Source organism: Dactylosporangium sp. CA-092794 (genome assembly GCF_050948465.1).
Lineage (GTDB): Bacteria > Actinomycetota > Actinomycetes > Mycobacteriales > Micromonosporaceae > Dactylosporangium.
Window position 1 is genome coordinate 12470888 of record NZ_CP192044.1, and the last position, 21501, is coordinate 12492388.

A 21501-nucleotide genomic window follows, 5' to 3' on the forward strand; every position below is an offset into this window, starting at 1 on the left:
CCGAATGTCGACTTCGATGCGAACTCCTAGAATGGCAACTGTGAGTTCACCGGGACGGCGTCGCATCGACGAGATCGGCGAGGAGAGCCGGCGTCGGATCCTCGATGCGGCCGAGGCGCTGTTCGCCGAGCGCGGATTCGACCGGACCTCGTTCGTGGACATCTCGGAGCGGTCCGGGATCAGCCGGGGCAGCATCCCGTGGCACTTCACGAACAAGGACGGCCTGGTGATGGCGGTCTTCGAACGCGCCGTGGACCGGTTCCTGGGCCCGGACCGGTATGAAACGATTCCGACGCTGGCCGAGGTCGTGCGCGACTATGCGGACTGGGTGCGCAGCGGCAACTCGGCGCTGATGTTCATGGTCCTCACCGAGGCGATGAGCAGCACAGGCGTGGTCCACGCCCAGTATCAGGAGTTCCTCGACCGGCGCCGCAAGGGCCTCGAGCGGTGGCTGCGCCTGCAGCGCCCCGCCGGCGTCGACGCCGTCGTCGCGGCCGAGCGGGAGCGCCAGGTCTCGATCGCGCTCAACGGAGCCGTGATCGGTATCCACCTCCAGTGGCTCGTCGACCCCGAGGGCGTCGACCTCGACGGGGCCTTGCAGTCGTTGGCGGCCGTGTTCGACACGCATCTCGCCGACGCGTGGGCCGTTCCGGCCGCGGTCGAGGCGCGCCGCAACGGCGCGGGGAACCGCAAGGGCTCAAGCCCGCGCAGGCGCACCGCCTGACGCGGCGCAACCATCGGGACCGTTCAGCGGGGCGGCCGGGTTTCCCGCTCCGGGGCCAGCCGCAAGGTCGTGGCCGCGGCCGTGGCTCCCACCATGGTCGAGCTGCCCGAGCTCCCGTATTTGTCGCGGTAGGCGGCGTCGATGGCGTCGCGCAGGTCGGCCGGACCTTCGCCCACGTCATCGATGGTGACGTCGGTCTCCGATCCTGGAACGCGGATGCGGGCTCGGTGAGAGCGCAGTGCGTGACCGTACCAACCGGTGTCGCGCTGGTACCAGGTGCGCACGAACACCTGATCGTCGGCGCACACGACCCAGATCGGGGTCCAGGGGCGCAGGCTTCCGTCGGCGCGCTTGACGGCGATGTGCAGCTCGCCGGCCGCATCGATCTGCTCCAGCTCGTGCGGGGACCACGTGGCATGCATTTCGCGAAGACCTCCTCCGAATTCGCATCGGGTCAGCTCGGCCGCAGGGCGGCGAAGACCTCGGGCCAGTTGGCCGGCAGATTGTCGAAGATGAATCGCTGGTACAGCGTCATGAAGTCCGCGCCGGCCCGGCTCACTTCGGCGCTGTCCGAGCGCCTGGCCGCTATGCACTGGTCGAGGCAGTCCCAGTCCTCGCGGTCGCGCTCCCGTACACCCATCGTGGCCAGCGCGGCCTGGACGGCCTCGTGCTCGAAGAATGACTCGTCCCAGGCCGTCGCCGCGCCCATCAGGTAGATGAGTCGAGTGCTGGGCAGCTCAGCCGCAACGGTTTCGCTGTCGTAGGTGCGCGCCGCGTCCTCACCCACGATGCCGGACGTCTCGACCGACGAGTCGACCAGATCCCGCCAATAGGCGACGTCGTGTACCCCGTCGGTCTGGAGCATGTGCTTGCTCGCGAACTCCGCCATCCGCGCCGGGTCGTCGATCAGCGGCGAGACCGCCGTGTCCATGCTGTAGTCGAACCCGAAGAACCACCTGCGCCCGTCGACCATCATGGATTCGATACCGCCCACGTGACCCTCACGGTCCGCGATCGGTTTGATGTCTTCCACGATGGGCGAGCGTAGTACGGTGCCGGTCAGCCGGCTCGGTTCGCCTTCGGTGACGAGGCGGCGGCACGGTCGGCAGCATTCACGAGGGCCGAAGCCAGGAGGGCCACGGGCCGGTCATCGTCGTGGGCCAGTCGCCGCAGGACGTCCAGCGCAATGGTCCCCGGCATCTCCGCGAGGGCCTGGGTCAGTCGAATCCGTACCGCCGAGTCCGCGGTGTGTACGGCGAGCTCATCGACCAGCGCACTCATGATCCGGTCCGCCCACTCCGCGTCCCGCGCCAACGTTCCCAGCAGCTCGGCCGCCTCGACGTCGTTCGTGCCCTCGACCACCATGGCGAGCAGCGTCGGCACGGCTCGGGTCACGCCCCGTGCGCCCAGTGCGAGAGCGGCATGTCCGCGGATCGTCGTGTCCGCGTCCCCGAGCGCGTCCGTGAGCGCCGCGGTCGCCTCGTCGCCGGGCAGCTCGGCGAGCGCCAGGACCGCGCGGCGCCGGACGTCGGCGTCGTCGGAGGCCATGGCGGATGCCAGGCTTGCCACACCGTCACCGCCGGCCCGGGCGAGGGCCCACCGCAGAGCCCCGGCAACGTTCGGATCGGATTCGGCGAGGACCGCCCTGGCCAGCACCTCGACGGGTACCGACGCGGGCTCGGCCGGGGCCAGGACGGCCTGCTGCCGGCGGGCGGCGCTCGGCGAGCCCAGTCCGTGCAGGAGCTCGACGATCCGCGCGACGTCCGGCCAGCCGGCGGGCTCGGCCGCATCGACCGTTCGCAGCCGTTCGAGGAGTTCGTGCTCCCGCCGCAGTCGTTCCCCGGTCGCCTCGATGAGGTCGCCGACCAGCGCGGACGGGGTGAATCCGGGATCGTCGAGCGTGCGTGCGATCTGACGCAGCGACAGTCCCAGCGACCGCAGACCCTCCACGTAGAAGATCCGCCGGACGTCCTCGGGCGTGTACTCCCGGTAGCCGCCCACGGTGCGGCCGGTCGGCCGGACCAGTCCGATGGCGTCGAAGTGCCTGAGCATCCGGGCGCTCACCCCAGAGCGGCGAGCCACCTCACCGATCAGCACGCAGTGCTCTCCTCCCGGTCCGGACCGAGCGCGACGACCCGTCTCGCCGCATCGACGGCGAGGTCGAATCCGGCATCCGGGTCGCGCCGGAGCCGCTCCGTCGCGCTCGCATGCGCGCGCACCGCCGGGTCGTGATGGGTCATCGCCGCCCGCAGGACCGGCTCGACCACGTCGCCGAGCGCGACGAGGGCACGGCTCAGGCTGAGCCGCACCTCCCGGTCGCCGCGACCGAACTCCGCGGCCAGTTCCGCCGCCAGCGCCTCCTGCTCCCCGTCGGGTACGAGCACGACGGCAGCGCGCCACGCACTGCGCGCGACCTCATCGACGGCGTCGTGCAGCAGGGACCGCGTGATCGCGGGCCACACGCCGCTGTCCCCGATCTTGGACAGGGTGTGCAGCGCCTGGCTACGAGCCTGTGCGCGTCCGGACCGCAGCTCCGTGAGCAGCTTCGGCACCGTGATCTCCGCCGGGAGACGGGTCAGCGCCCACGTGAGCATGTCGCGCACGAAAAAGTCCGGCTCGATCGCGCACCGCGCCACGAGCGCGTCGGCGAAACCGGGTTCGGGATGCGAACCGATGGCCAGGGCCGCCTTCAGCCGCGTCGACGAGTTCCCACCCGCCAAGGCGTCGAGCAGCCGCGTGTCCTGCCTGTACCCATGTGCCGAGCTCACGGGGCACCACCTCCGACACCCCAGTCAAAACCCTGTCACCGTGACAATGTCAAGTTCACAGACGAGACGCCGCAGCCGCGATGTCGTCGACGCGGCGGGCGCCTGAGCCATGGCTGACCACCGGGTCGCGGCCCATTCGGGGGTGGGGCACCCGCCGCGCGGACACAAAGTCTCCGTGATCATGATGCTCGCAATGGCCCCGGGCCGGGTTTTTCATGATCCCGGAGAACTGTGGTACCCAGGGGTACATCAGCACTCCGTGATCATGAAAAACCGGTGGTGCCTTGGCGAGTTGTGCATGATCACGGAGACTTCTTGTCGCTGCGCCGCGCTCCGCGGCGGCCAAGCGCCCGGTGTGCGTCGACTCAGCCCTGCTGGGGCGCGCCGAACCGCAGGCCGTCGAAGAGGATCGCCGTGATGCGCACGGCTTCGTCCTTCCAGCCGTCCGTGGCGCGCATTCCGCAGACGCCTCCCAGCGCGCGCAGCATGGTGCGTCCGCCGACGTCGCCACGAATGGTGCCTGCCGCCGCGCCCGCCCTGAGCAGCCGATCGAGAGTGTGCGCCATCTGCGTGCGGGCGTCGTCGAAGACCGGTGAATCCGTCGCCATGATGCTCTCCAGTGCGACGGCCATGCCTTTGCTGACGGCCGCGTGCTCCACGAGCAGCAGCAGGAAGCGTCGCAGGGCCTCGTCCGGGGCGTGCCGGTCGAGCAGATCCGCGGGAGCGGCGCACAGCTCATCGACCTCCTGGCGATAGACCTCCTCGACCAGGGCTTCGCGGGTCTCGAAGTGGCGATAGAGCGTTCCGACCGCCACGCCGGCTCGCCGGGCGATCTCTTCCACTCCGGCGTCGGCCTCGCCGCCGAGGAACGCCTCCCGCGCCGCAGCCAGGAGCGACTCGCGGTTACGCCGCGCGTCAGCACGCAACGGACGTGACGACGACAACACGACCTCCATAAGATGAGTCCGACTCCGGTTATGCTACATTTCCGGAGTCGCTCTCACCTTACTGAACGGGTCGCCTCATGACGGTCTTCGAAGACGGCCTCAAACCGAGCAGGCAGGACGGAGCACGAGCATGAACATCAACCTCGGCGCCGTGATCATCGACGCCGGCGAACTGGAAGCCGAGAGCGCGTTCTGGCACCGGTTGCTGGGCGGCTCGATCGCGAAGACCCCGACCCACCACTTCCTGCGCATCGACGGGTTCCCCGCATTCGTGATCCAACTGGCTCCGAGACACGTCCCCCCGCACTGGCCGGAGGGCAACGCCCAGCAACTGCATGTCGACCTGACGACGGACGACCTCGCGGCCGCGGACAGGCTGGCGCTCGAAGCCGGCGCCCGCCGGCTGAAGCCCACCGACGACGTCGACCCCGCCGCACCGAACGGTGGCCGGGTCTACGCCAGCCCGGCCGGGCACCCCTTCTGCCTGCGATCGGCCTGACCACCGCCGGGCGCCCAAGAGCCCGTTGACCGAGTTCTCCGCCTGGTCCTACCCGCCGGGGGCTAGCCGGCGATGGCGCGGGCCGCGGTGACCAGGCCCAGCGACACCGCGGCGACGCAGATCAACGCGATGACCGAGGTCGCCTCGAGCCAGCGCAGCACCGGGCGGCCGAGGCTGCCGCGCCAGGACAGCGCGGCCTGGACGGTGCCCAGCAGCGCACCGGTCGCCATCCCGGCGATCGCCGGGGCCAGGTCCGGCAGCGAGCCGTGGCCGGTGGCCAACCGGTCCAGAGCGACCACGGTGACGGCCCCGCCCACCAGCAGCAGCGCCGGCGCGGCCCAGGTGTCCGCGAACAGTCGCGACCTGACCAGCAGGCACAGGCCGACCAGCAGTGCGAGCAGCCGGTCGCCGGGAGTGCCCCGCAGCGCGAGCCAGGTGGCCCACGCCGCACCCGCGGCCGCGACGCCGAGCACCATGGCGCCCACCGAGCGGCGGGCGGCACGCAGCCGATACGCCACATCGGCCCGCGCGACGGAGTCGGCGAAGCGGACCTGGAAGTCGGCCGCGGCCAGGCCGCCGGCCGCGAGCGTCACGCGCGGCAGCGCGCCGAGCAGCATCACCGCGAGCACCGCACCGACCCGGAACACGACATGGGCGGGCCAGCCGGGACGGTCGGCCAGCAGGAGCCCGGCGACGGCGACGGCGACGAACGACAGGCCCACGGCAAACGACCGCAGGTAGCCATCGGACACTTCGTACCCCCTGATCCAGAGTCGCCTCTGTACGACAACACGAGATACGCCGCCCCGCAAGGGTCTGGCGCTCAGCGGTGTCCGGCCGGAGGTGGAATCCTCGCCCCTGTTGGTTGTAGTGTGTTCGCAAAGCGAACACCATCACGGAGCGGATCGGACCCGGCAGACCAGTCGTTGCGGGCCGGAGGGATGAGCAGTGAGCGTCTACAGAATCCAGATCAACGCCGAAGAAGGCGGCGGTGAGACCACCGTCAGCGTCGAGGTGAACGGCGACGAGGGCCGGGTCATCGAGTTCAGCGTGCGCGCACCCGAGGGCGCCGATCTCACCGGGCTCGATCTGACCGCGGTCGACCTGTCGATGCTGGTTCGTGCGGTGCTTCCCGACGCCGGTCGCCGGCCGTCGGACACCGAGGCCGGCCGCGCCGCCGGCGGGCCCTACCGGCGGGTCCCGGCGGTGGTGACCCGGGCCGGTGCGGCGCCCTTGCCCACCCGGGCCTACCGGCGAATGCCCGACGACCTGGCCGAGGTCTACACGCAGGCCCGGAGCGTCAACGCCGTCGCCGCCCACTACGGAGTCCCCCGCCATACCGCGCAGGGCTGGATGATCCGGCTCCGGGAGCGGCTGCTCGCGCAGGGCGCGCCGGCCCGATGACCGGACGGCAGCCACCGGGCTCGCGTCGACGACCAGGAAGACGCCATAGACTATCCAACATGCTCCGTGTATCCGACATCGCCTTGTGCCGGGCGCTGACGTGGACCCTGCGCTGATTCTGCGTGACCTCGCCGAGGGGCGCAGCCGCGGCATCGCGCGGTCGCAGCGGATCGGCCGAGCCGTGCGAATGCTGACGTTCGGCATGGCGCGCACCGGGGAAGTGGAGGCGGCCAAGGTCGAGCGCCTGCTCGTCGAGGCCGTCCAGGCCGCCCGACCGAGGCCCCGCGTGGTCGCCGTGCTGTCCGGTAGCGGCGGGACCGGAACGACGACGACGGCGGCCGGCATCGCCGCGACCATGGCCGCCCTGCGCGACGACGCCGTGGTGCTCGTCGACGCGCAGACCGGCACGGGCTCCCTCGCCGCGCGAATGCCCGGCGTTGCCGTCCAGCGGGCCGTGCCGACCGCGTGGGACCTCGCCGTCCGCGGCGAGCGTGCGGTCCCGCGCGCCCAGCAGGGGAGACCGGCCGTGGTCGACGCCGCGCCCCGCGGTGCGCCGATGACGCCGTATCACCTCGAGCGGGCCCTCGACGCGCTCGCCGCCCGGTACACGTTCCTCGTGCTGGACCTGGGCGACGACGCGGGCGCTCTGGCCGGGCTGGCGGACCGGGTCGTGGTGGTCACCGTGCCGGCCGAGGCCGCGGTCGACGGGGCGAGAAGAGCGCTGGACCGGGTCGGCCGCTGCGGCCCCGAGGTGGCCGAGACCGCGGCGGTGGCGGTCGTCTGCCGCGAGCCGGCCGCTCACCGCCGCCTCGTGCGGCGCCTGCACGAGGAGCTCAGCGCCGACGTGGCGCGGCTCGTGCTCGTGCCCTACGACCGCGCTCTGGACGGGCCCGGGCTGCCGGATCCGGTGCGACTGCGCCCGGCGACGCGGGAGGCATATCTCGCCCTTGCCGCGCTCGCGGCGGGCTGACCCTACGCGCCCGCGCCCGCGACCAGTGCGGCCAGCGCCAGATACGCGCGCCGGGTCGCGGGTCGTATCCGGGCGGGATCGAAACGGCCGCCGCCGCTCAAGTAGCGGTCGTACGGAATCAGCGCCCCCTCCGCCGAACCGTCCGTCAGCCGGCCGAGGCGGCTGTGCAGCCGCCGGTCGGCGTGGGGACGGACCCGCACCACCGCGAACACCACCGGCACCCGGGCGCTGCGGTCACGCTCACTGATCCGGTCGAGGGCGAGCTGCGCACTCTGCAGGCCTTCGTCGGTGGCCGTGGTCACGATCACCACCTGGTCGGCGAGCCGGACGGCCTCCTCCCCGGCCGGGGACAGGTCGTTGCCGACGTCCAGCATCGTGAACGTGTGGGTCGTGGTCAGTCCATCGACGGCGGCCCGCAGGTCGTGGGGGTCCATCGGCTCGGTGGACGGTGCGCCGTCGATGCTGCGCAGCCCGCCGCCGCCGACGAAGGGCAGCGCGGAACGGGGCCCGTCCGCGACCGCGCGCAGGCTGGGACCCGGACGCCCGGCGAGCCGATTGGTCAGGGACGCGGTGCCGGACCTGGCGTCCGCGAGCACGGTCGTGTCCTGGCGCATGGCCGCGAGGGTCAGCGCGATGCCCGCGGCCGTGGTCGTGGTGCCGGCGCCGCCCTGCCCGGACATCACCGCGACCACACGCGCGTGCCGCTGTGGCGCGCACACCGAGGCGATCAACTCGCGCTCCAGCTCGAGTGCCTCCACGGCGCCCGGATCGACGAGCCCCGCAGCGAGTGACCGCATCGCCTGCCCGAGCATCGCCACCCGCCCGCTCGGCCGCGCCTCGGCGTCGGCCAGCGTGCGCAGCACCTCGATCACGGGCGACACGCCGGCCTCGGTGCCCGCCTGCCAAGCGTCTTCGGCCTCCCAGTCCGGCGTAGCACGGCGGGCCGGCACCGCGTCGCGGGCCGCGCTCGTGGCCGCGGTCTCGGCGGCAGCGACGGGAAGGCCCGGATCGAGCAGCCACCGCTGAGCGACACCCGACGGGCCGGCGTCCCGGTCCGCGGTCTCCGCGGCGTCCAGCCTCGCCGGCTGACGAGGAAGCTCCGCCCGCCCGCCGTTGCCCTCCACCGTCGAGTCCCGGGACGAGACGGTCCGTTCACGGACCTGGCGTCCGCCGCGCGGCGAGGCCCGTTCGGCGTCGTCCAGGGTGTCCGATGGGCCACCGGCAAGCGCGGACAGCCACGCTTCCTGGTCTAGCTCCATGTGCCGGCTGGGATCGGGCTCGGTCCGCCCCGGCCGCCCACTCGTTTCCGAGGCGCCGGACACCGCCGTGCGCGGCGCGTCGTCCTCGTCCGCGCCCGTCCCGGGCCCGCCTGTGTCCCGGCTCGGTGGCCTCATGACCGCTGTCGTCGAGGGCGGCGGCGGATAGGCCCGCGGCGGAGCCGCCCGCCGGGGCTCGGACCCGCCGGCCTCCGCGGTGCCGGCCCCGTGTCCGCCGGCCGGTGACGCGCCGCGGGACGTCGGCAGGCGGTCGGATCGCCGGGCCGCCTCGTTGGTGTCCGCATCCGCTTCCCCGTGGGGCGCGGCCGCGGCGCCTCCGCCGCCGGCGGGCTTCCGGCCGGTGCTGCCGTCCCTGTCCGCCACCATCGTGATCCCTTCACAGAGCTGCCCGCAGCTTTGTTCGACGCAAGTCAATCATGCGTCAAGCGTCGCGGAAAATCGTCATAGCGATCATCATTCCGGCCCGCCCACCGGATTGGATGTGGGCTCAAGTTGGCTGTAGGGTTGTGCGCTAAGCGAACACTGTCCGGGCCACAGCCACGACCGGCGGTGTGTTTGGAGGGAGACGCGATGAGCATTTACACCATCACCATCAGCCCGGACGACGACAGCGGAGCCGAGACGACGGTCAGCGTCGACGTCGACGGTGGCCAGATGCGGATCATGGAAGTCACCGTCAGGTCGGCCAGCGGTGCCGGGCTGTCCGGCGGCCGGATGCCGAACGTCGACTTCGACCTCCTGTTGCGTGCGATCAACCCTGTTCGCCAGGCGGCGGAGCAGTCCGGCGCCGAGGCCGAGCCCGAGATCGAGGAGCCGGCTCCGCGCCGGTCCGCGCAGCCCGTCCGGTCGCGGGGGCCGGCCGGCGAGGGCAAGCCGCGCGGATCGGGCGCCGAGGGCAGGCGCCGCCAGCGCAAGCCCCGGATCGAGACGAGCGTGCCGCCGAGCGCGCTCGGGGGCAGGGTCTATCGCCGCATGCCCGACGACCTGGCCGAGGTCTACGAACAGACGCAGAGCGTCTCGGCGGTCGCGCAACACTACGACGTGCCACGACACACCGCGCAGGGCTGGATGAACCGGCTGCGGGAGCGGGTCCGGGAGCAGTGACGGCGCGAGTGCGACGGGCTCCAGGGTGACAGATGCTCCCCCACGTGCGCATGATGGTGTAGTCACGCACGTGCGTTGAAGGGTGGGTAGCCGTGCCAGCCGCGGAGACAGCACAAGCCACAAAGCCTGCCGACGACGTCCGGACGATCGACTGGCCGGGTGAGTATGTGCAGTCACTGGACCGCGGCCTGGCCGTGATCCGCAGCTTCACCGGCACGTCCGGCCGGCTCACCATCGCCGACGTGGCGCGGGGCACCGGGCTGACCCGCGCCTCGGTCCGGCGGTCACTGCACACCCTGCGGACGCTGGGCTATGTCGGCAGCGCCGACGGCCGCTTCTTCCTGCAGCCGCGGGTGTTGGAGCTCGGCTACGCATACCTGTCGTCGGCGTCCATCCCCGTGGTCGCCCGGGAGCACCTCGTCCGGCTGTCCGAGCGGTTGAAGGCGTCGTGCTCGATGGCCGTGCTGGACGGCTCCGACATTCTCTACGTCGCCCGGGCCCAGACGCAGCGGACGGTGAGCGTGTCGGTCGGCGCCCGGACGCCGGCCTTCGCCACGTCGATGGGCCGCGTGCTGCTGGCCGGGCTGGCCGGCGAGGCCCTCGAGGAGCAGCTCGAGGCCGCGGACCGGGACCGCTGGGAGCCCGATCGGCTGCGCGAGGTGATCGGCGACGTGCGGCGGCAGGGATTCGCGCTGGTCGACGAGGAGCTGGTGGCGGGCCAGCGTTCGGTGGCCGCGCCGGTGCGGGACGTGACCGGCCGCGTGGTCGCGGCCGTCGCGGTGTCCGACGACGCCGCCCGGGTGACGGTGGGCACCCTGCGCACCACGTATCGCCGGGAGTTGGTGCAGACCGCCCTCAACATCTCCTACGGCCTCGCCGCCCGCGGCTGAGCCGGCAGGCCTCGCCGCGCGGCTGAGCCGGCAGCCGTCGCCGCACGCGGCTGAGCCGGCACCGGCCGCGCGGTCAGTCGAAGTACGAGGGCAGCGCCTCGCCGACCAGCTGTTCGGTGATGTCGACGTCGTCGCGGGCCGCCCAGGTCTGGAACACCCGATGGTCGAACTCCTCCAGGCCCAGCTCCGCCGCCAAGGCCGGCTCGTCACGGTCCAGCTCCAGCCGGAGCCAGTCACCGTGAGCGCCGATCACGACGAACCGCTCGCCGCGCCAGGTTCCGATCGTCCGGCGATACCGCAGCGTGTCGAGTTCGTCGAGTTTTATCGGGTCGCTCGGGTGGTCCACTTCCCCGCCGGGCGTCAGGGCAGCGTCGAGGTGGACGCCGTCCGGCGACGGCCAGGCCAGATACTCGTGCCCGTCCCAGGCAGCCAGGTAGCCGTCGCGCAGTTCACCGCGGTAAGGATCGATCGACGGCCCACGCTCGGGCTGCCAGCACCGCTCTCGCGCGTCGTACTCGCCGACCAGCGACTCGTACCCGTCCGGCCAGATCCGCAGCAACTGCGCCCGATGCGGCAGCAGGATGCCGGATCCGACGAGCGCCGGCGGCTCGGACGCCGGCACCGGCCGGTACAGCTGCGGGCAGAAAGCCGGCCAGCGGACGACGTGGATCGAACCGTCGTCCGGGTCGGTGATCCAGTCCACCGGGGCGAAGCCGGGGAGGTCGGCCAGCTCGGCGATGCTCAGGGCGGCGACGTCGTCGAGATGATGGAACAAGCCGCCGACGCGGCCGTGGCCGTCGTCGAGATACAGCGGCACCTGGTTGTGGGCCAGCACTTTCTGCAGGATCGGCGGCGGCGCGGGCGAGGGGCTGGGCAGGAACAGGTCCGTCACGTCGAGGATTCGGGACGCGAGCAGCGCGACCCGTTGGGCGGGCAGCCGGGCCGCGATCGGTGAGCCGGCGTTGACCACGAGCGACACCGGGCCGTGCGGCCAGTGCTGCAACACGTCACTCATCGGCACGCGGCTCGCCGGCGTGTCCGGCCCGAGATGGTTGGCCAGCGTCTCGGCCGAGGTGAAGACCAGGATGCTCGGCTCGCCGTACTCCTCGATGCGCCACCCGAAGTCGTGGTCGCCGGGCGCGGCGTCCGCCGGTGTCGCCGCGTCGACCGCCACGAGCACGGTGGCTCCGGCGACGACCTTGAGGAACTGCAGCGAGTCGTCCTCCCGCACAGCATCGACCAGGGCCTGCTCGGTCAGGTTCGCCGGACGGAAGTCGGGCCCGGCGTCCGATGCGCGGACGCGCTCGGACCCCAGATCCGGCGGTGCGCCCGTGCCGAGCCGGGCCACCAGCCAGCCGGGCAGACGGCTGGCGATCGGCAGGCCGGGGTCGACGATGAGTCCCCAGGCCGGATCCGGCCAGACCCCGGCGAGCTGCTCCAGGCCGAGGATGACGTGCGGCCGGGTCGAGCCGTGGACCGCCATCGCCGCCCGGGAGGTGAATGCGACAAGCGACGTTCGTCCGTCGTCGTTGCGGGTCAGCCACTGCGGTTCGGCCGCCTTGCCGTCGCTGGCCGGGTGCACGAGCACCAGGAGGTTCACGTCGGCGAGCACCTGGAAGTAGCGGTCACGATCGTCATCGGCGACCGCCCGCAACAGCGCGTCCTCGGTTTGCGTGGCCGGCCGCCACTGCCCCTTTGGTTGCATCGCCGGCTCCTCCGTCCGGACTGGACAGCCCATTGTGTACGAGAACATGAGCGCCGCGCCAGCGGCAAGAGGCCGAATGATCGATATCATCCGGAGGGTTGAACCAACATACGTCATACACTACAGTGCGGCGCATGGAACGGCTTCGGCACGGTGCCGGGCCCGGGGCGTCCGGCGAGGACCGCGGCACGCCGCCCGGCCGCCATCGGTGCCCGACGCTCAGCTGACCGGCAGGCCGAACAAGCCATGCCGGTCGGCGAGCGTCTGGTCAACGGCGTCGGGCGCGAGCACCCGGGAGACGACGAGGTGCACCAGGCCGACCGTGCCGGCCCGCTCGCCGAGCGAGCTGGTCACGATCCGCAGTTCGTTGGTGCTGCGATCGAGTGCGACCTCGCGCACGCGGGTCGAGACCGCGTCAAGGACGCGTGGCAGCGCGCCGATGGTACCGCCGAGGACGAGGGTGCGCGGATTGGCCATCGCGATGAGCGACGCCAGCACGGTCCCGACCTTGCGGGCCGCGTCGTCCAGGCGCCGGCCGATGTCCCGCTCGCCGGCCCGGCGCACCAGGTCGTCCAGGTGGGTCACACCGTGATCGGCGAGCTGGCCGAGCAGCGCGTGGCCGGAGGCGTACGCGGCGAGACAGCCCCGCCGCCCGCACCGGCAGGCGGGTCCGGAGGTGGTCAGCTTGATGTGGCCGATGTCCCCGGCGGCGCCGTCGTCGCCGGCGATGCTGCGACCGTCGGCGATCAGGCCGGCACCGATGCCGGTGGCCCACTTGATGCCGAGCAGTGTCTCGCCGCCGTGCAGCGTCGCCTCGCCGAATACCACGGCCCGGGCGTCGTTCTCCAGCACCATCGGCACGTCCCAGTGCTCGCGCAACCGATCCACGACCGGGTACGCGTCCCAGCCGGGCATGATCGGTGTCGGCCCGGGCAGGCCGGTCGCCGGCGTGATCGGGCCCGGCAGTCCCACGCCGATGCCGATGATCCGGTCGCCGGTCCGGTCCGCTGTGAGCTTGCCGGCGAGCGCGGTGAGCCGGCGCAGCACCTGATCCGGCGGCGTGCCGGTGATGTCCAGCTGGCAGCGGCTCGAGCGCAGCTCGCGGCCGTGTACCCCGGTCAGGCTCACCCGGCCCTGGGTGTGCCCGACGTCGAACGTGAGCACGGCGAGGTGGCGGTCGTCGAAGCTGATCAGCTGCGCCGGGCGGCCACCGACGGACGCGGTCGTGCCCGCCTCCCGGGCCAGTCCGGCGGCGAACAGCGGCGACATGCGCTCCAGCAGGGTCGGCCGGGACATGCCCGTGGCGTCCAGCAACTGTTGCCGGGTCCAGGCCGGGGCCGACCTGATCAGTGCGAGCAGGTGACCCGGGCTGGCGCCCGGCGTGCGCGTGATCCCATCGAGATCAGCTGTGCCATTCATCGACGACCTCTTGACAAGCGTGTTACCGGAGAGTGCACTTACGTCAGCCCGCTTTACAAAAGATGACTTTACAAAACTCAACCAGCTTTCGGGAGTGGCGATGACGAACGGTACCCCGAACCGGCCTGTGATCAGCCGCCGAATCATGCTCCGCGCCGGTCTGGGCGTGGGGCTCGGTGCCTTAGCGGGGCCCGCGCTGGCCGCCTGTGGCGGCGTCTCGACCAGCGGCGCCAGCGGCGAAAGCGGAACGGTGAACTTCCTGTGCACCCAATTCACTCCGGTCGAGGAGCGACAGCGGTTCGAGAAGATCCTCGGCAAGCGCGTGACCGCCGCCAAGGTCGCGTACAACCCCGTCGACGCCGGCGTGTTCGCCTCCACCCTGCAGTCGCAGGTGGACGCCGGCAAGGTGCAGATCAGCCTGGTGGGCGGCGTGCACGGCGACCTCGCCCCGCACGCCGGACGGCTGCTCGACCTTGACGACATCGCGTCCGCCCTCACCGATCGCGGCATCGACCCGGAGTTGATGGCGCTCGGCAAGCTCGGCGGCGGCACCACCAAGTACATCCCCTGGATGCAGGCCTCCTACGTGCTCGCGGTGCACAAGAAGGCCACGCAGTGGCTGCCCTCGGGCGTCGACCCGCAGCGCCTCACCTACGATCAGCTGCTCTCCTGGGCGACCGCCGCCCGCCAGGGCAACGGCGGCAAGCCGGTGTTCGGCCTGCCCGCCGGGCCGAAGGGCCTCTACCACCGCTTCTTCCAGGGCTTCCTGCTGCCGAGCTTCACCGGCGGCCAGATCACCACGTTCCGCAGCCCCGAGGCCGCGCAGGCGTGGACCTACATGAAGGACCTCTGGGCCGTGACGGCGCCGGCGTCCACCAACTACGACTCCATGCAGGAGCCGCTGCAGCGCGGCGAAGTGCTGATGGCCTGGGACCACGTCGCCCGGCTGGCCGACGCGCCGAAGGACAAGCCCGACGACTGGCTCATGCTGCCGGCGCCGAGCGGGCCCAAGGGCCTCGGCTACCTGCTCGTGGTGGCCGGGCTGGCGATTCCGCGCGGTGCACCCGACGTCGACAAGGCCAAGGAGGTCATCAAGGCGCTGTCCGTCGCCGACACGCAGCTCGACGTGCTGCGGGACAACGCCTTCTTCCCCGTCGTCAAGGCCACCCTGCCGGGCGATCTGCCGCCCGCGATCGCCCTGGAGGCCGCGGCGGTACAGAAGCAGCAGAACGACACCGCCGCGATCGTCTCGCTGCCGCCGGTCGGGCTGGGCTCGAAGGACGGCGAGGTCTCGCAGATCTTCAAGGACACGTTCAAGCAGGTCTGCATCGACGGCAAGCCGGTCCAGCCGGTCCTCGACAACCAGGCCAAACAGCTCAACGCGATTCTGGACGAGGTCAAGGTGCCGTGCTGGAAGCCGGACCCGGCGGCCGCCGCCTGCCGGGCGGCATGATGGCGGTCACCGCCGAGCCCCGCGTGAAGGTCGCCGGCCCGAGCGGGCCGGCGACCAGGCGACGCGGCCGGATCACCACGGCGCCGCTGCTGCTCATCGCCCCGTCGCTGGTCTACCTGACGGCCCTGTTCGCCTGGCCCGTGGTGGTCGGCATCGGCCAGGCGTTCGTCGGCGGCAATGGTGTGACGCTGTCGTACCTGCGCCGGATGGTCGACGATCCGTACTTCTGGCCGGCGGTCCGGTACACGTTGCTGCTCATCGTCGTGCTGATCCCGCTGCAGTTCGTCTTCGCCATCGCCATGGCGCTGCTGCTGCGGGAGCGGCCCCGGTTCAGCGGCTTCCACTTCTACGTGTGGGTCATTCCGCTGGCCATCAGCGATCTCGCCGCCGGTCTCGTCTGGCTGTCGGTCTTCACCGACCGCGGCTACCTCAACTCCGCGCTCGACCGGCTGGGCGTTTCCGGCTATGCCTGGCTGTCGTTCCAGCACAAGCCGACCATCTTCCTCGCCGTGGTCGTCGCCGAACTGTGGCGGGCCACGTCCCTGGTGTTCGTCATCGTGGTGGCCGGCATGCAGAACATCCCGAAGGACTACGACGAGGCCGCCTCGGTCTTCGGCGCGACCTATTGGCAGCGGCTGCGCCACGTCATCCTGCCGCAGCTGCGGCCGAGCCTGCAGGTCGCCATGATCCTGCGGACGATCCTGGCGCTGCAGACGTTCGCGGTCGCCCAGGCGCTCGCCGGCCGGGACTTCCCCGTCCTCGTCGGGGAGACCTACCAGTGGTACAGCAACCTGCAGAACCCGCACGTGGCGGCCGCCATCGCCCTCGTCGTGCTGCTGGTGTCGCTGGCGACGTCGGTCGCCTACCTCCGCCTGCTGCGGACGCCGGCCGGAGAGGAGGCCCGATGACGGCCCGCCGGCGCCGCCGCGCGTTCCTGCTGCAGGCGGCATGCATCGCCGTGACGCTGTTCATGGGTGTACCGATCTATCTCATCGCGTTGGCCGCGCTGTCGAGCCGGGAGTCGCTCAACCGCTTCCCGCTCGCGCTGCTGCCGACCGACGTCTCCACCGAAACGCTGCGGACCTTCCTGTCATCCACCGGCGTCGTCGGCGCATTCATCAACTCCCTGATCGTCGGCTTCACCACTGTCGTGCTGGCGCTGCTCATCGGCGTGCCCGCCGGTTACGCCCTGGCCCGCTACACCTTCCGCGGGCGCGGGCCGTATCAGCTGTTCCTGCTGCTGACCCGGGCGCTGCCGATCGTGGTGCTGTCGGTGCCGCTGGCCCAGGTGTTCCTCAACGCGGGCCTCTACGACACCACCTACGCGGTGACGCTGCTGCACACCGCGCTGTCCCTGCCCACCACGGTGCTCATCACTGCCGCCATCTTCGTCTCGGTGCCCCGCGACCACGAGGAGGCGGCGGTGATCTTCGGTGCCACGCCGGTACAGGCATTCGTGCGCGTGGTCATGCCCCAGGCGCTGCCGGGCGTCGCCGCCGCCGCCATGTTCGCGTTCGTCATGTCCTGGAACGAGGTGCTCGGCGCCGCCGTGCTCACCCTCAACCAGCGCACGCTGCCCGCTCAGGTGCTCTCGACGCTCGGCGACTCGCCACTGGCCTACCGCTTCGCCGGCGGCTTCGCGCTCGTGCTGCCCGCCCTGCTGTTCATCGCCGTGATGCGCAAGTACCTGCTCAACATGTGGGGGACGACGCTTCGATGACCACTACACCGTTGCACACGGGGAGCCGCACATGGCCGACATCGTGATCGACCGCCTGGTGAAGACCTACCCCGGCGCGACCGCCCGGGCGACCGACGACATCAGCCTGACCGTCGCCGACGGCGAGTTTCTGGTGCTGGTCGGGCCGAGCGGCTGCGGCAAGACCACCCTGCTGCGGATGGTCGCCGGCCTGGAGAGCCCCGACAGCGGGACCATCACCATCGGCGGCCGCGACGTCACCGACCTGCCGGCCCGCAACCGCGACCTGTCGATGGTCTTCCAGTCGTACGCCATCTTCCCCCACCTGCGGGTCCGGCAGAACATCGGCTTCGGCCTGAGCATGCGCAAGGTGCCCAAGGCCGAGGTCGAGCGCCGTGTCCGCGAGGCGGCCGAGGTGCTCGAGCTGACCGACTATCTCGACCGGTACCCCGCCCAGCTCTCCGGCGGCCAGCGGCAGCGGGTCGCGGTCGCCCGGGCCATCGTCGTCAACGCCGGCGTCCTGCTCATGGACGAGCCACTGTCCAATCTGGACGCCCTGCTGCGCCTGCAGTTCCGGGCCGAGCTCAAGAAGATCGTGCGCCGCGTCGGCGCGACGACCCTCTACGTGACCCACGACCAGGCCGAGGCGATGTCGCTCGGCGATCGGGTCGCCGTCATGCGCACCGGGCGCATCGCACAGCTCGGCCCGCCGGTCGAGGTCTACGACCGGCCGAGCGAGCGGTTCGTCGGCGGCTTCCTCGGCGCACCGCCGATGAACTTCTTCCCGGCGACGGTCCGGGTCAACGGCTCCGGCCCCCAGCTGCGGGTCGGCGATCAGGCGCTGGCCGCACCGGAGCGGCTCGGCGGGTACGACGGCCAAAACATCCTCGTCGGCGTCAGAGCGGAGAATCTCGAGGTCGTGACCTCGGCCCGGGACGGCTGGCTGGCCGCCCGCGTCGACGTGGTCGAGCCGACCGGCGCCGCGGTGCTGCTCACCGTGCGCCTGTCCGGGCACGAGCTGAAGGTGCAGGCGCCGGCGGCGTTCCAGGCCGAGCCGGACACCGAGGTGTGGCTGCGGCCGCCGGCGCAGAGCCTGCGGTTCTACGACCCCGAGACCGGCCTCGTCCTGGCGGCGGCATGACGACGACCAGCGTGTCACCGGAGACCCTGGCCGCCCGCGCGGCGTACATCCTGCGCGGCAACGACACCGGCGAGCTGACCACCGCGGCACCGCAGCTGTATCCGCACCTGTGGAGCTGGGACGCCGCCTTCGTGGCGATCGGCCTGGCGACGCTGTCGGTGCCGCGGGCCATCGCCGAGCTCCGCACGCTGCTGCGCGCCCAGTGGCGCACCGGCATGCTGCCGCACATCGTCTTCGGACCGGACCAGGGGTACTTTCCCGGCCCGGACGTGTGGGACTGCGGGGTGGCCGCCGCCGCACCGGCCGGCGTGCAGACCTCCGGCATCTGCCAGCCTCCGGTGCACGCCATCGCGGTGCGCCGCGTGCTCGACGCCGGCCGGCGCAACGGCGGCGCCGACCGGGAGCTGGCCGAGCGCTTCGCCGCCGAGACGTTCGACCAATGGCTGGCCTGGCACCGATGGCTGGCAACGGCGCGGGACCCGTCCCGGCGCGGACTCCTCGAGATTTTCCACGGCTGGGAGTCCGGCATGGACAACTCGCCCCGGTGGGACCGGGCGTACTCCGCCGTGGTGCCGGGCGCGCACATGCCCGTCGACCGCCGCCACGATCTCCAGCACGTCGCCGACGCCGGGCAGCGGCCCACCGACGAGGAGTACCAGCGCTATCTCTGGCTGATGCACCAGATGCACGAGGCGCGCTACGACGACGACGCCGTCCGCGAGACCGTCGACTTCCGCGTGACGGACGTGTTCATGTCGGGGGTCGCGGCGCTGGCCAGCGAGGTGCTCGCCGAGCTGGGCGACGAGTTCGGCCGGCGGGCCGAGGCGGACGAGCTGCGTGAGCTTGCGGCGAGGTTCCGGGCCGGTGTGCTGTCGGCGGTATCGCCGCAGACCGGGCTCGCCCGCGACGAGGACGTGCGAACCGGGGAGCGCTTCGAGGTGCTGAGCGTCGGCGGCTTCGCACCGTTGCTGTGCGGCGGCGATCCGGCCGTCACAGCGCACCAGCTCGACCTGCTGACCGGGCCGCAATGGTGCGGCCACCCGGATCTGCTCTATGCGGTACCGCCCTCGACGGCGCCGGCGTACCCCGGGTTCCAGGCCCGCACCTACTGGCGTGGTCCACAGTGGCCGTTCCTGAACTGGCTGCTGTGGTGGGCCCTGCGGCGCCACGGAGCGACCGGCCTGGCCACAAAGATCCGGGCCGAGGCACTGCGGCAGCTTTCCGACCTCGCGTTCGGTGAGTACTACGAGCCCTTCACCGGGGAAGCGCTCGGTAGCGCACACCAGTCGTGGACCGCCGCCGTGGCACTGGACTGGCTCCTGGCCGCGGACTGAACGAGAGGAAGGCCATGAGCGGGTACATCCTGCATATCGCTTGTCGTGACACGGCGACCGGGGAGCCGGGCGAGTCGTTCATAGTCCGGTTCACCGCGGCGCCGGAGGGTCTCACGTTCAGCGACGTCGTGCCCGGCCGGCCGCACCCGCCCGAGATGCCGCCGTTCGACCTGTACGCCCTGGCGGCTGCCCTGATCGGGAGCCAGTCCGCCGACCACGCGGACCCGGCCCCCGGCGGCCGCCGGCCCAGGCGCCGGCGACACCGGCACCTGCGGATCGTCCGACCTGCCGCAACCGGCTGAGCTGGCGGTCCGTTTTCCCGGCGGCATATAATACAACACACGATAAGACAACGTTCAGCTGGCAACCCGACGACGTTGGGGGTATGTTCGGTGTCGTGTTGACGCCTGCGAGGCCCTGGTGACCACGATGATCTGCACGGCTGCGCCGCGCGCCGCCGTCCGATAGTTGCGGCTAGGGGGACAACGTTGTCGTCGCACCGGATGAGCCGCCAGCACTGGCCGGACGCCCCGAGAAGTCGTTCCGCCGATAACGCACCGGCACGCGACGCCGAGGCGGCCGTCACCCCCATCCCGGCTGACGACGTCGGTTCGGTGGCGGCCCCGGTCGACTGGTCGGAGCCCGTGAGGCGCGACCAGACCGGCAGCGGCGGCTCCTGGGCCGCAGCGCCGGACGACTCGTTCGGCGACCGGGTTTCCGGACCCGTCGCGACACCGGCCAAACCCTATCTGGCCGATCCGGTGCTCATTGCGGGCTCGGCGCCCGGCGCCGCCGACCCGTTGCTCATCGCCGGTGTGGTGCCTGGCAAGGTTCCGGACCCCGTTCTTGTCGCCGGTGAGGCTCCGCGTCCGCCTGGCGAGCCGGTGACCGGTGCCCCCGAGGTGGGGGCGGCACGCACCGTGCTGCCGATCGGGCAGCGTTCCGCGGAGGCAGCGCCGGCCGCAGCGGTGCCGGTCGAGCGCCCGGACCCGCCCGCCGGCGGGCCGCTGGCACTCTGGCCGTCGACGACCGGCGTCGGCGATCCGGTGGCTGCGCCGCCCGCCGGCGGGCCGCTGGCACTCTGGCCGTCGACGACCGGCGTCGGCGATCCGGTGTCGGCTCCGGCCGCCGGCAGCCGGTCGGGCACCGCAACACGGGCATCGTCGCGACCGGCAACCGCACCATCCCCCGAACAGGCGGTCACCGGCTGGCCGGACCGTCCCGCCCGGACCCGTCCGGCCGCCGACGACCACGTCGACCCGCATCGGCGGCACGAGCCGTCCGTCGCATCGCCCATCGTGGCATTCATATCCGGCAGCGGCGGCACCGGCGTCACCACGACTGCGACCGGCGCCGGACTTGCGCTCGCCACCATGCGCCCCACCGCCCTCATCGACATCGGTGCCGGTCATGCCTCGGTTGCGCGGAGGGCGGTTGAGCCGGGGGCACGCCTTGCCGACGTCGCCCGCGACCCGCGGCTCGCGATGCGGTCCGGACCCGCGGGCGGGTTGCAGACGATCGACGGTAGTGACCGATGGTCCGCCGACCCTGGCGTTGTGCGCTCCGCGCTCCTGGCGCTGACCCGCATCCGGACGACCGCGCTGCTCGACGTCGGCAACGACACCTCGGCGGCGGCCGGCGCGGGTCTGGCCGCGGCGGACCGCTTCGTGCTGGTGACCGGCCTGAGCCAGGTCGCGCTGGACGCGGCCGCGGCCACCGTCGAACGGCTGTCCCGGACCGCACCGGCGTCGGCCAAGAACCTTGTGGTCGCCGTCGTGCTGACCCGTCGTCAGCGTGCGGCCCGGGTAGAACGCCATCTCCGCAGGCAGCTGCCGGGCCGCGCCGGGACGTGGGTGGTCGTGCCATATGATCGCGCGGCCACCCGGGACGGGCCGCTGGATCCGCTGCGGCTGCGCAGCCGTACGAGGGCCGCCTACGATGCCCTGGCCGGGCTGCTTCGCTAGAGCGGCGGTGTGGCCCACGTACTGTCCGACCAGGTCGCGCCGGGACTTCCCTCAGGCTGGCCTTCGGGAGCACCCCCATCGCGCTGAGCAGCCGGCCGTAGATCCGGGCGACCGTGGTTTTGCCCGTGCCGGGCGCCCCGCGAAGATCAGGTGCTGGCTCGACGAGCTCATCCCGAGGCCGGCCTCCCGGCGCCACTTGCGAG

The 21501-nt window shown here is 72.0% G+C and carries 22 protein-coding genes and 1 pseudogene; 13 read left to right on the forward strand and 10 right to left on the reverse strand.

Annotated features, from left to right (window positions below; all coding sequences use genetic code 11):
- Nucleotides 1-40 precede the first annotated feature (40 nt).
- A complete protein-coding gene (locus tag ACQPXD_RS54090) occupies nucleotides 41-724 on the forward strand; it encodes a TetR/AcrR family transcriptional regulator (protein WP_432832672.1) in 684 nt (227 codons plus the stop codon).
- A gap of 23 nt (nucleotides 725-747) precedes the next feature.
- Here ACQPXD_RS54090 and ACQPXD_RS54095 read toward each other — a convergent pair whose 3' ends face one another.
- The 5 genes from ACQPXD_RS54095 to ACQPXD_RS54115 all read right to left on the reverse strand — a co-directional run bounded on the left by ACQPXD_RS54095 (nucleotide 748) and on the right by ACQPXD_RS54115 (nucleotide 4448).
- Nucleotides 748-1146 carry a DUF2255 family protein gene (locus ACQPXD_RS54095; protein ID WP_432832674.1) on the reverse strand — a complete coding sequence of 133 codons (399 nt, stop codon included), beginning with the start codon at nucleotides 1144-1146 and terminating at the stop codon, nucleotides 748-750.
- A 32-nt stretch (nucleotides 1147-1178) separates the two neighbouring features.
- Entirely contained in the window at nucleotides 1179-1757 is a 579-nt protein-coding gene (locus ACQPXD_RS54100) for a hypothetical protein (RefSeq protein WP_432832676.1), read from the reverse strand.
- Between the two features lie 26 nt (nucleotides 1758-1783).
- Entirely contained in the window at nucleotides 1784-2821 is a 1038-nt protein-coding gene (locus ACQPXD_RS54105) for a HEAT repeat domain-containing protein (RefSeq protein ID WP_432832678.1), read from the reverse strand.
- Nucleotides 2815-3492 (reverse strand): HEAT repeat domain-containing protein, encoded by a 678-nt coding sequence (locus ACQPXD_RS54110; protein WP_432832680.1) that lies wholly within the window; start codon nucleotides 3490-3492, stop codon nucleotides 2815-2817. Before ACQPXD_RS54110 ends, ACQPXD_RS54105 begins: the two co-directional genes overlap by 7 nt.
- Before the next feature lie 365 nt (nucleotides 3493-3857).
- On the reverse strand, nucleotides 3858-4448 hold the full coding sequence (locus ACQPXD_RS54115; RefSeq protein ID WP_432832682.1) for a TetR/AcrR family transcriptional regulator: 591 nt from the start codon (nucleotides 4446-4448) through the stop codon (nucleotides 3858-3860).
- A gap of 121 nt (nucleotides 4449-4569) precedes the next feature.
- Here ACQPXD_RS54115 and ACQPXD_RS54120 point away from each other — a divergent pair, with 121 nt between their 5' ends.
- Nucleotides 4570-4938, forward strand: a complete 369-nt coding sequence (locus ACQPXD_RS54120) for a VOC family protein (protein ID WP_432832684.1) — start codon at nucleotides 4570-4572, stop codon at nucleotides 4936-4938.
- Nucleotides 4939-5000: 62 nt separating this feature from the next.
- Here ACQPXD_RS54120 and ACQPXD_RS54125 read toward each other — a convergent pair whose 3' ends face one another.
- Nucleotides 5001-5690, reverse strand: a complete 690-nt coding sequence (locus ACQPXD_RS54125) for a hypothetical protein (protein WP_432832685.1) — start codon at nucleotides 5688-5690, stop codon at nucleotides 5001-5003.
- A 196-nt stretch (nucleotides 5691-5886) separates the two neighbouring features.
- Here ACQPXD_RS54125 and ACQPXD_RS54130 point away from each other — a divergent pair, with 196 nt between their 5' ends.
- Both ACQPXD_RS54130 and ACQPXD_RS54135 read left to right on the forward strand, forming a co-directional pair.
- Nucleotides 5887-6342 (forward strand): hypothetical protein, encoded by a 456-nt coding sequence (locus ACQPXD_RS54130; protein WP_432832687.1) that lies wholly within the window; start codon nucleotides 5887-5889, stop codon nucleotides 6340-6342.
- Nucleotides 6343-6442: 100 nt separating this feature from the next.
- The gene (locus ACQPXD_RS54135) at nucleotides 6443-7312 is read left to right on the forward strand and encodes a hypothetical protein (RefSeq protein ID WP_432832689.1); all 870 of its coding nucleotides are present in this window, start codon (nucleotides 6443-6445) and stop codon (nucleotides 7310-7312) included.
- A 2-nt stretch (nucleotides 7313-7314) separates the two neighbouring features.
- Here ACQPXD_RS54135 and ACQPXD_RS54140 read toward each other — a convergent pair whose 3' ends face one another.
- Nucleotides 7315-8571, reverse strand: coding sequence for a MinD/ParA family ATP-binding protein (locus ACQPXD_RS54140; RefSeq protein WP_432832691.1), 1257 nt, complete (start codon nucleotides 8569-8571; stop codon nucleotides 7315-7317).
- A gap of 588 nt (nucleotides 8572-9159) precedes the next feature.
- On the opposite strand from ACQPXD_RS54140, the gene ACQPXD_RS54145 reads away from it, so the two are divergent.
- Together ACQPXD_RS54145 and ACQPXD_RS54150 are read left to right on the forward strand one after the other, a co-directional pair.
- Nucleotides 9160-9693 carry a hypothetical protein gene (locus ACQPXD_RS54145; protein ID WP_432832693.1) on the forward strand — a complete coding sequence of 178 codons (534 nt, stop codon included), beginning with the start codon at nucleotides 9160-9162 and terminating at the stop codon, nucleotides 9691-9693.
- A gap of 167 nt (nucleotides 9694-9860) precedes the next feature.
- Nucleotides 9861-10583 (forward strand): IclR family transcriptional regulator domain-containing protein, encoded by a 723-nt coding sequence (locus ACQPXD_RS54150; protein ID WP_432832695.1) that lies wholly within the window; start codon nucleotides 9861-9863, stop codon nucleotides 10581-10583.
- A gap of 73 nt (nucleotides 10584-10656) precedes the next feature.
- Here ACQPXD_RS54150 and ACQPXD_RS54155 read toward each other — a convergent pair whose 3' ends face one another.
- Together ACQPXD_RS54155 and ACQPXD_RS54160 are read right to left on the reverse strand one after the other, a co-directional pair.
- Nucleotides 10657-12288 (reverse strand): SseB family protein, encoded by a 1632-nt coding sequence (locus ACQPXD_RS54155; RefSeq protein ID WP_432832697.1) that lies wholly within the window; start codon nucleotides 12286-12288, stop codon nucleotides 10657-10659.
- Nucleotides 12289-12507: 219 nt separating this feature from the next.
- On the reverse strand, nucleotides 12508-13707 hold the full coding sequence (locus ACQPXD_RS54160) for an ROK family protein (RefSeq protein ID WP_432832699.1): 1200 nt from the start codon (nucleotides 13705-13707) through the stop codon (nucleotides 12508-12510).
- Nucleotides 13708-13807: 100 nt separating this feature from the next.
- Between ACQPXD_RS54160 and ACQPXD_RS54165 the strand changes: the two genes are divergently transcribed.
- From ACQPXD_RS54165 to ACQPXD_RS54195, 7 genes are all read left to right on the forward strand, one after another.
- Nucleotides 13808-15160 (forward strand): ABC transporter substrate-binding protein, encoded by a 1353-nt coding sequence (locus ACQPXD_RS54165; RefSeq protein ID WP_432832701.1) that lies wholly within the window; start codon nucleotides 13808-13810, stop codon nucleotides 15158-15160.
- Nucleotides 15115-16068 carry a carbohydrate ABC transporter permease gene (locus ACQPXD_RS54170; protein WP_432832703.1) on the forward strand — a complete coding sequence of 318 codons (954 nt, stop codon included), beginning with the start codon at nucleotides 15115-15117 and terminating at the stop codon, nucleotides 16066-16068. The genes ACQPXD_RS54165 and ACQPXD_RS54170 overlap by 46 nt, the downstream gene beginning before the upstream one ends.
- Nucleotides 16065-16880, forward strand: coding sequence for a carbohydrate ABC transporter permease (locus ACQPXD_RS54175; RefSeq protein ID WP_432832705.1), 816 nt, complete (start codon nucleotides 16065-16067; stop codon nucleotides 16878-16880). Before ACQPXD_RS54170 ends, ACQPXD_RS54175 begins: the two co-directional genes overlap by 4 nt.
- A gap of 31 nt (nucleotides 16881-16911) precedes the next feature.
- On the forward strand, nucleotides 16912-18000 hold the full coding sequence (locus ACQPXD_RS54180) for an ABC transporter ATP-binding protein (protein WP_432832707.1): 1089 nt from the start codon (nucleotides 16912-16914) through the stop codon (nucleotides 17998-18000).
- Complete coding sequence (gene ggh / locus ACQPXD_RS54185) at nucleotides 17997-19334, forward strand: glucosylglycerate hydrolase (RefSeq protein ID WP_432832709.1); 1338 nt, start codon at nucleotides 17997-17999, stop codon at nucleotides 19332-19334. Before ACQPXD_RS54180 ends, ggh begins: the two co-directional genes overlap by 4 nt.
- A gap of 14 nt (nucleotides 19335-19348) precedes the next feature.
- Nucleotides 19349-19636: a hypothetical protein gene (locus ACQPXD_RS54190; RefSeq protein ID WP_432832711.1), complete on the forward strand. Its 288-nt coding sequence runs from the start codon at nucleotides 19349-19351 to the stop codon at nucleotides 19634-19636.
- Between the two features lie 342 nt (nucleotides 19637-19978).
- A complete protein-coding gene (locus ACQPXD_RS54195; protein ID WP_432844378.1) occupies nucleotides 19979-21298 on the forward strand; it encodes a hypothetical protein in 1320 nt (439 codons plus the stop codon).
- On the opposite strand, the pseudogene ACQPXD_RS54200 reads toward ACQPXD_RS54195, so the two are convergent.
- Nucleotides 21263-21496 (reverse strand): annotated as a pseudogene (locus ACQPXD_RS54200) (AAA family ATPase); the annotation flags it as partial. The gene ACQPXD_RS54195 and the pseudogene ACQPXD_RS54200 overlap by 36 nt on opposite strands.
- Nucleotides 21497-21501: the final 5 nt, after the last annotated feature.

Excerpts from the sequence above, each read along its gene's own strand:
- ACQPXD_RS54095 (WP_432832674.1), bottom strand. The coding sequence starts at position 1,146 with ATGCATGCCACGTGGTCCCCGCACGAGCTGGAGCAGATCGATGCGGCC.
- ACQPXD_RS54145 (WP_432832693.1), top strand. The coding sequence starts at position 9,160 with ATGAGCATTTACACCATCACCATCAGCCCGGACGACGACAGCGGAGCC.
- ACQPXD_RS54165 (WP_432832701.1), top strand. The coding sequence starts at position 13,808 with ATGACGAACGGTACCCCGAACCGGCCTGTGATCAGCCGCCGAATCATG.
- ACQPXD_RS54155 (WP_432832697.1), bottom strand. The coding sequence starts at position 12,288 with ATGCAACCAAAGGGGCAGTGGCGGCCGGCCACGCAAACCGAGGACGCG.
- ACQPXD_RS54190 (WP_432832711.1), top strand. The coding sequence starts at position 19,349 with ATGAGCGGGTACATCCTGCATATCGCTTGTCGTGACACGGCGACCGGG.
- ACQPXD_RS54115 (WP_432832682.1), bottom strand. The coding sequence starts at position 4,448 with ATGGAGGTCGTGTTGTCGTCGTCACGTCCGTTGCGTGCTGACGCGCGG.
- ggh (WP_432832709.1), top strand. The coding sequence starts at position 17,997 with ATGACGACGACCAGCGTGTCACCGGAGACCCTGGCCGCCCGCGCGGCG.
- ACQPXD_RS54175 (WP_432832705.1), top strand. The coding sequence starts at position 16,065 with ATGACGGCCCGCCGGCGCCGCCGCGCGTTCCTGCTGCAGGCGGCATGC.
- ACQPXD_RS54140 (WP_432832691.1), bottom strand. The coding sequence starts at position 8,571 with ATGGAGCTAGACCAGGAAGCGTGGCTGTCCGCGCTTGCCGGTGGCCCA.
- ACQPXD_RS54180 (WP_432832707.1), top strand. The coding sequence starts at position 16,912 with ATGGCCGACATCGTGATCGACCGCCTGGTGAAGACCTACCCCGGCGCG.
- ACQPXD_RS54160 (WP_432832699.1), bottom strand. The coding sequence starts at position 13,707 with ATGAATGGCACAGCTGATCTCGATGGGATCACGCGCACGCCGGGCGCC.
- ACQPXD_RS54120 (WP_432832684.1), top strand. The coding sequence starts at position 4,570 with ATGAACATCAACCTCGGCGCCGTGATCATCGACGCCGGCGAACTGGAA.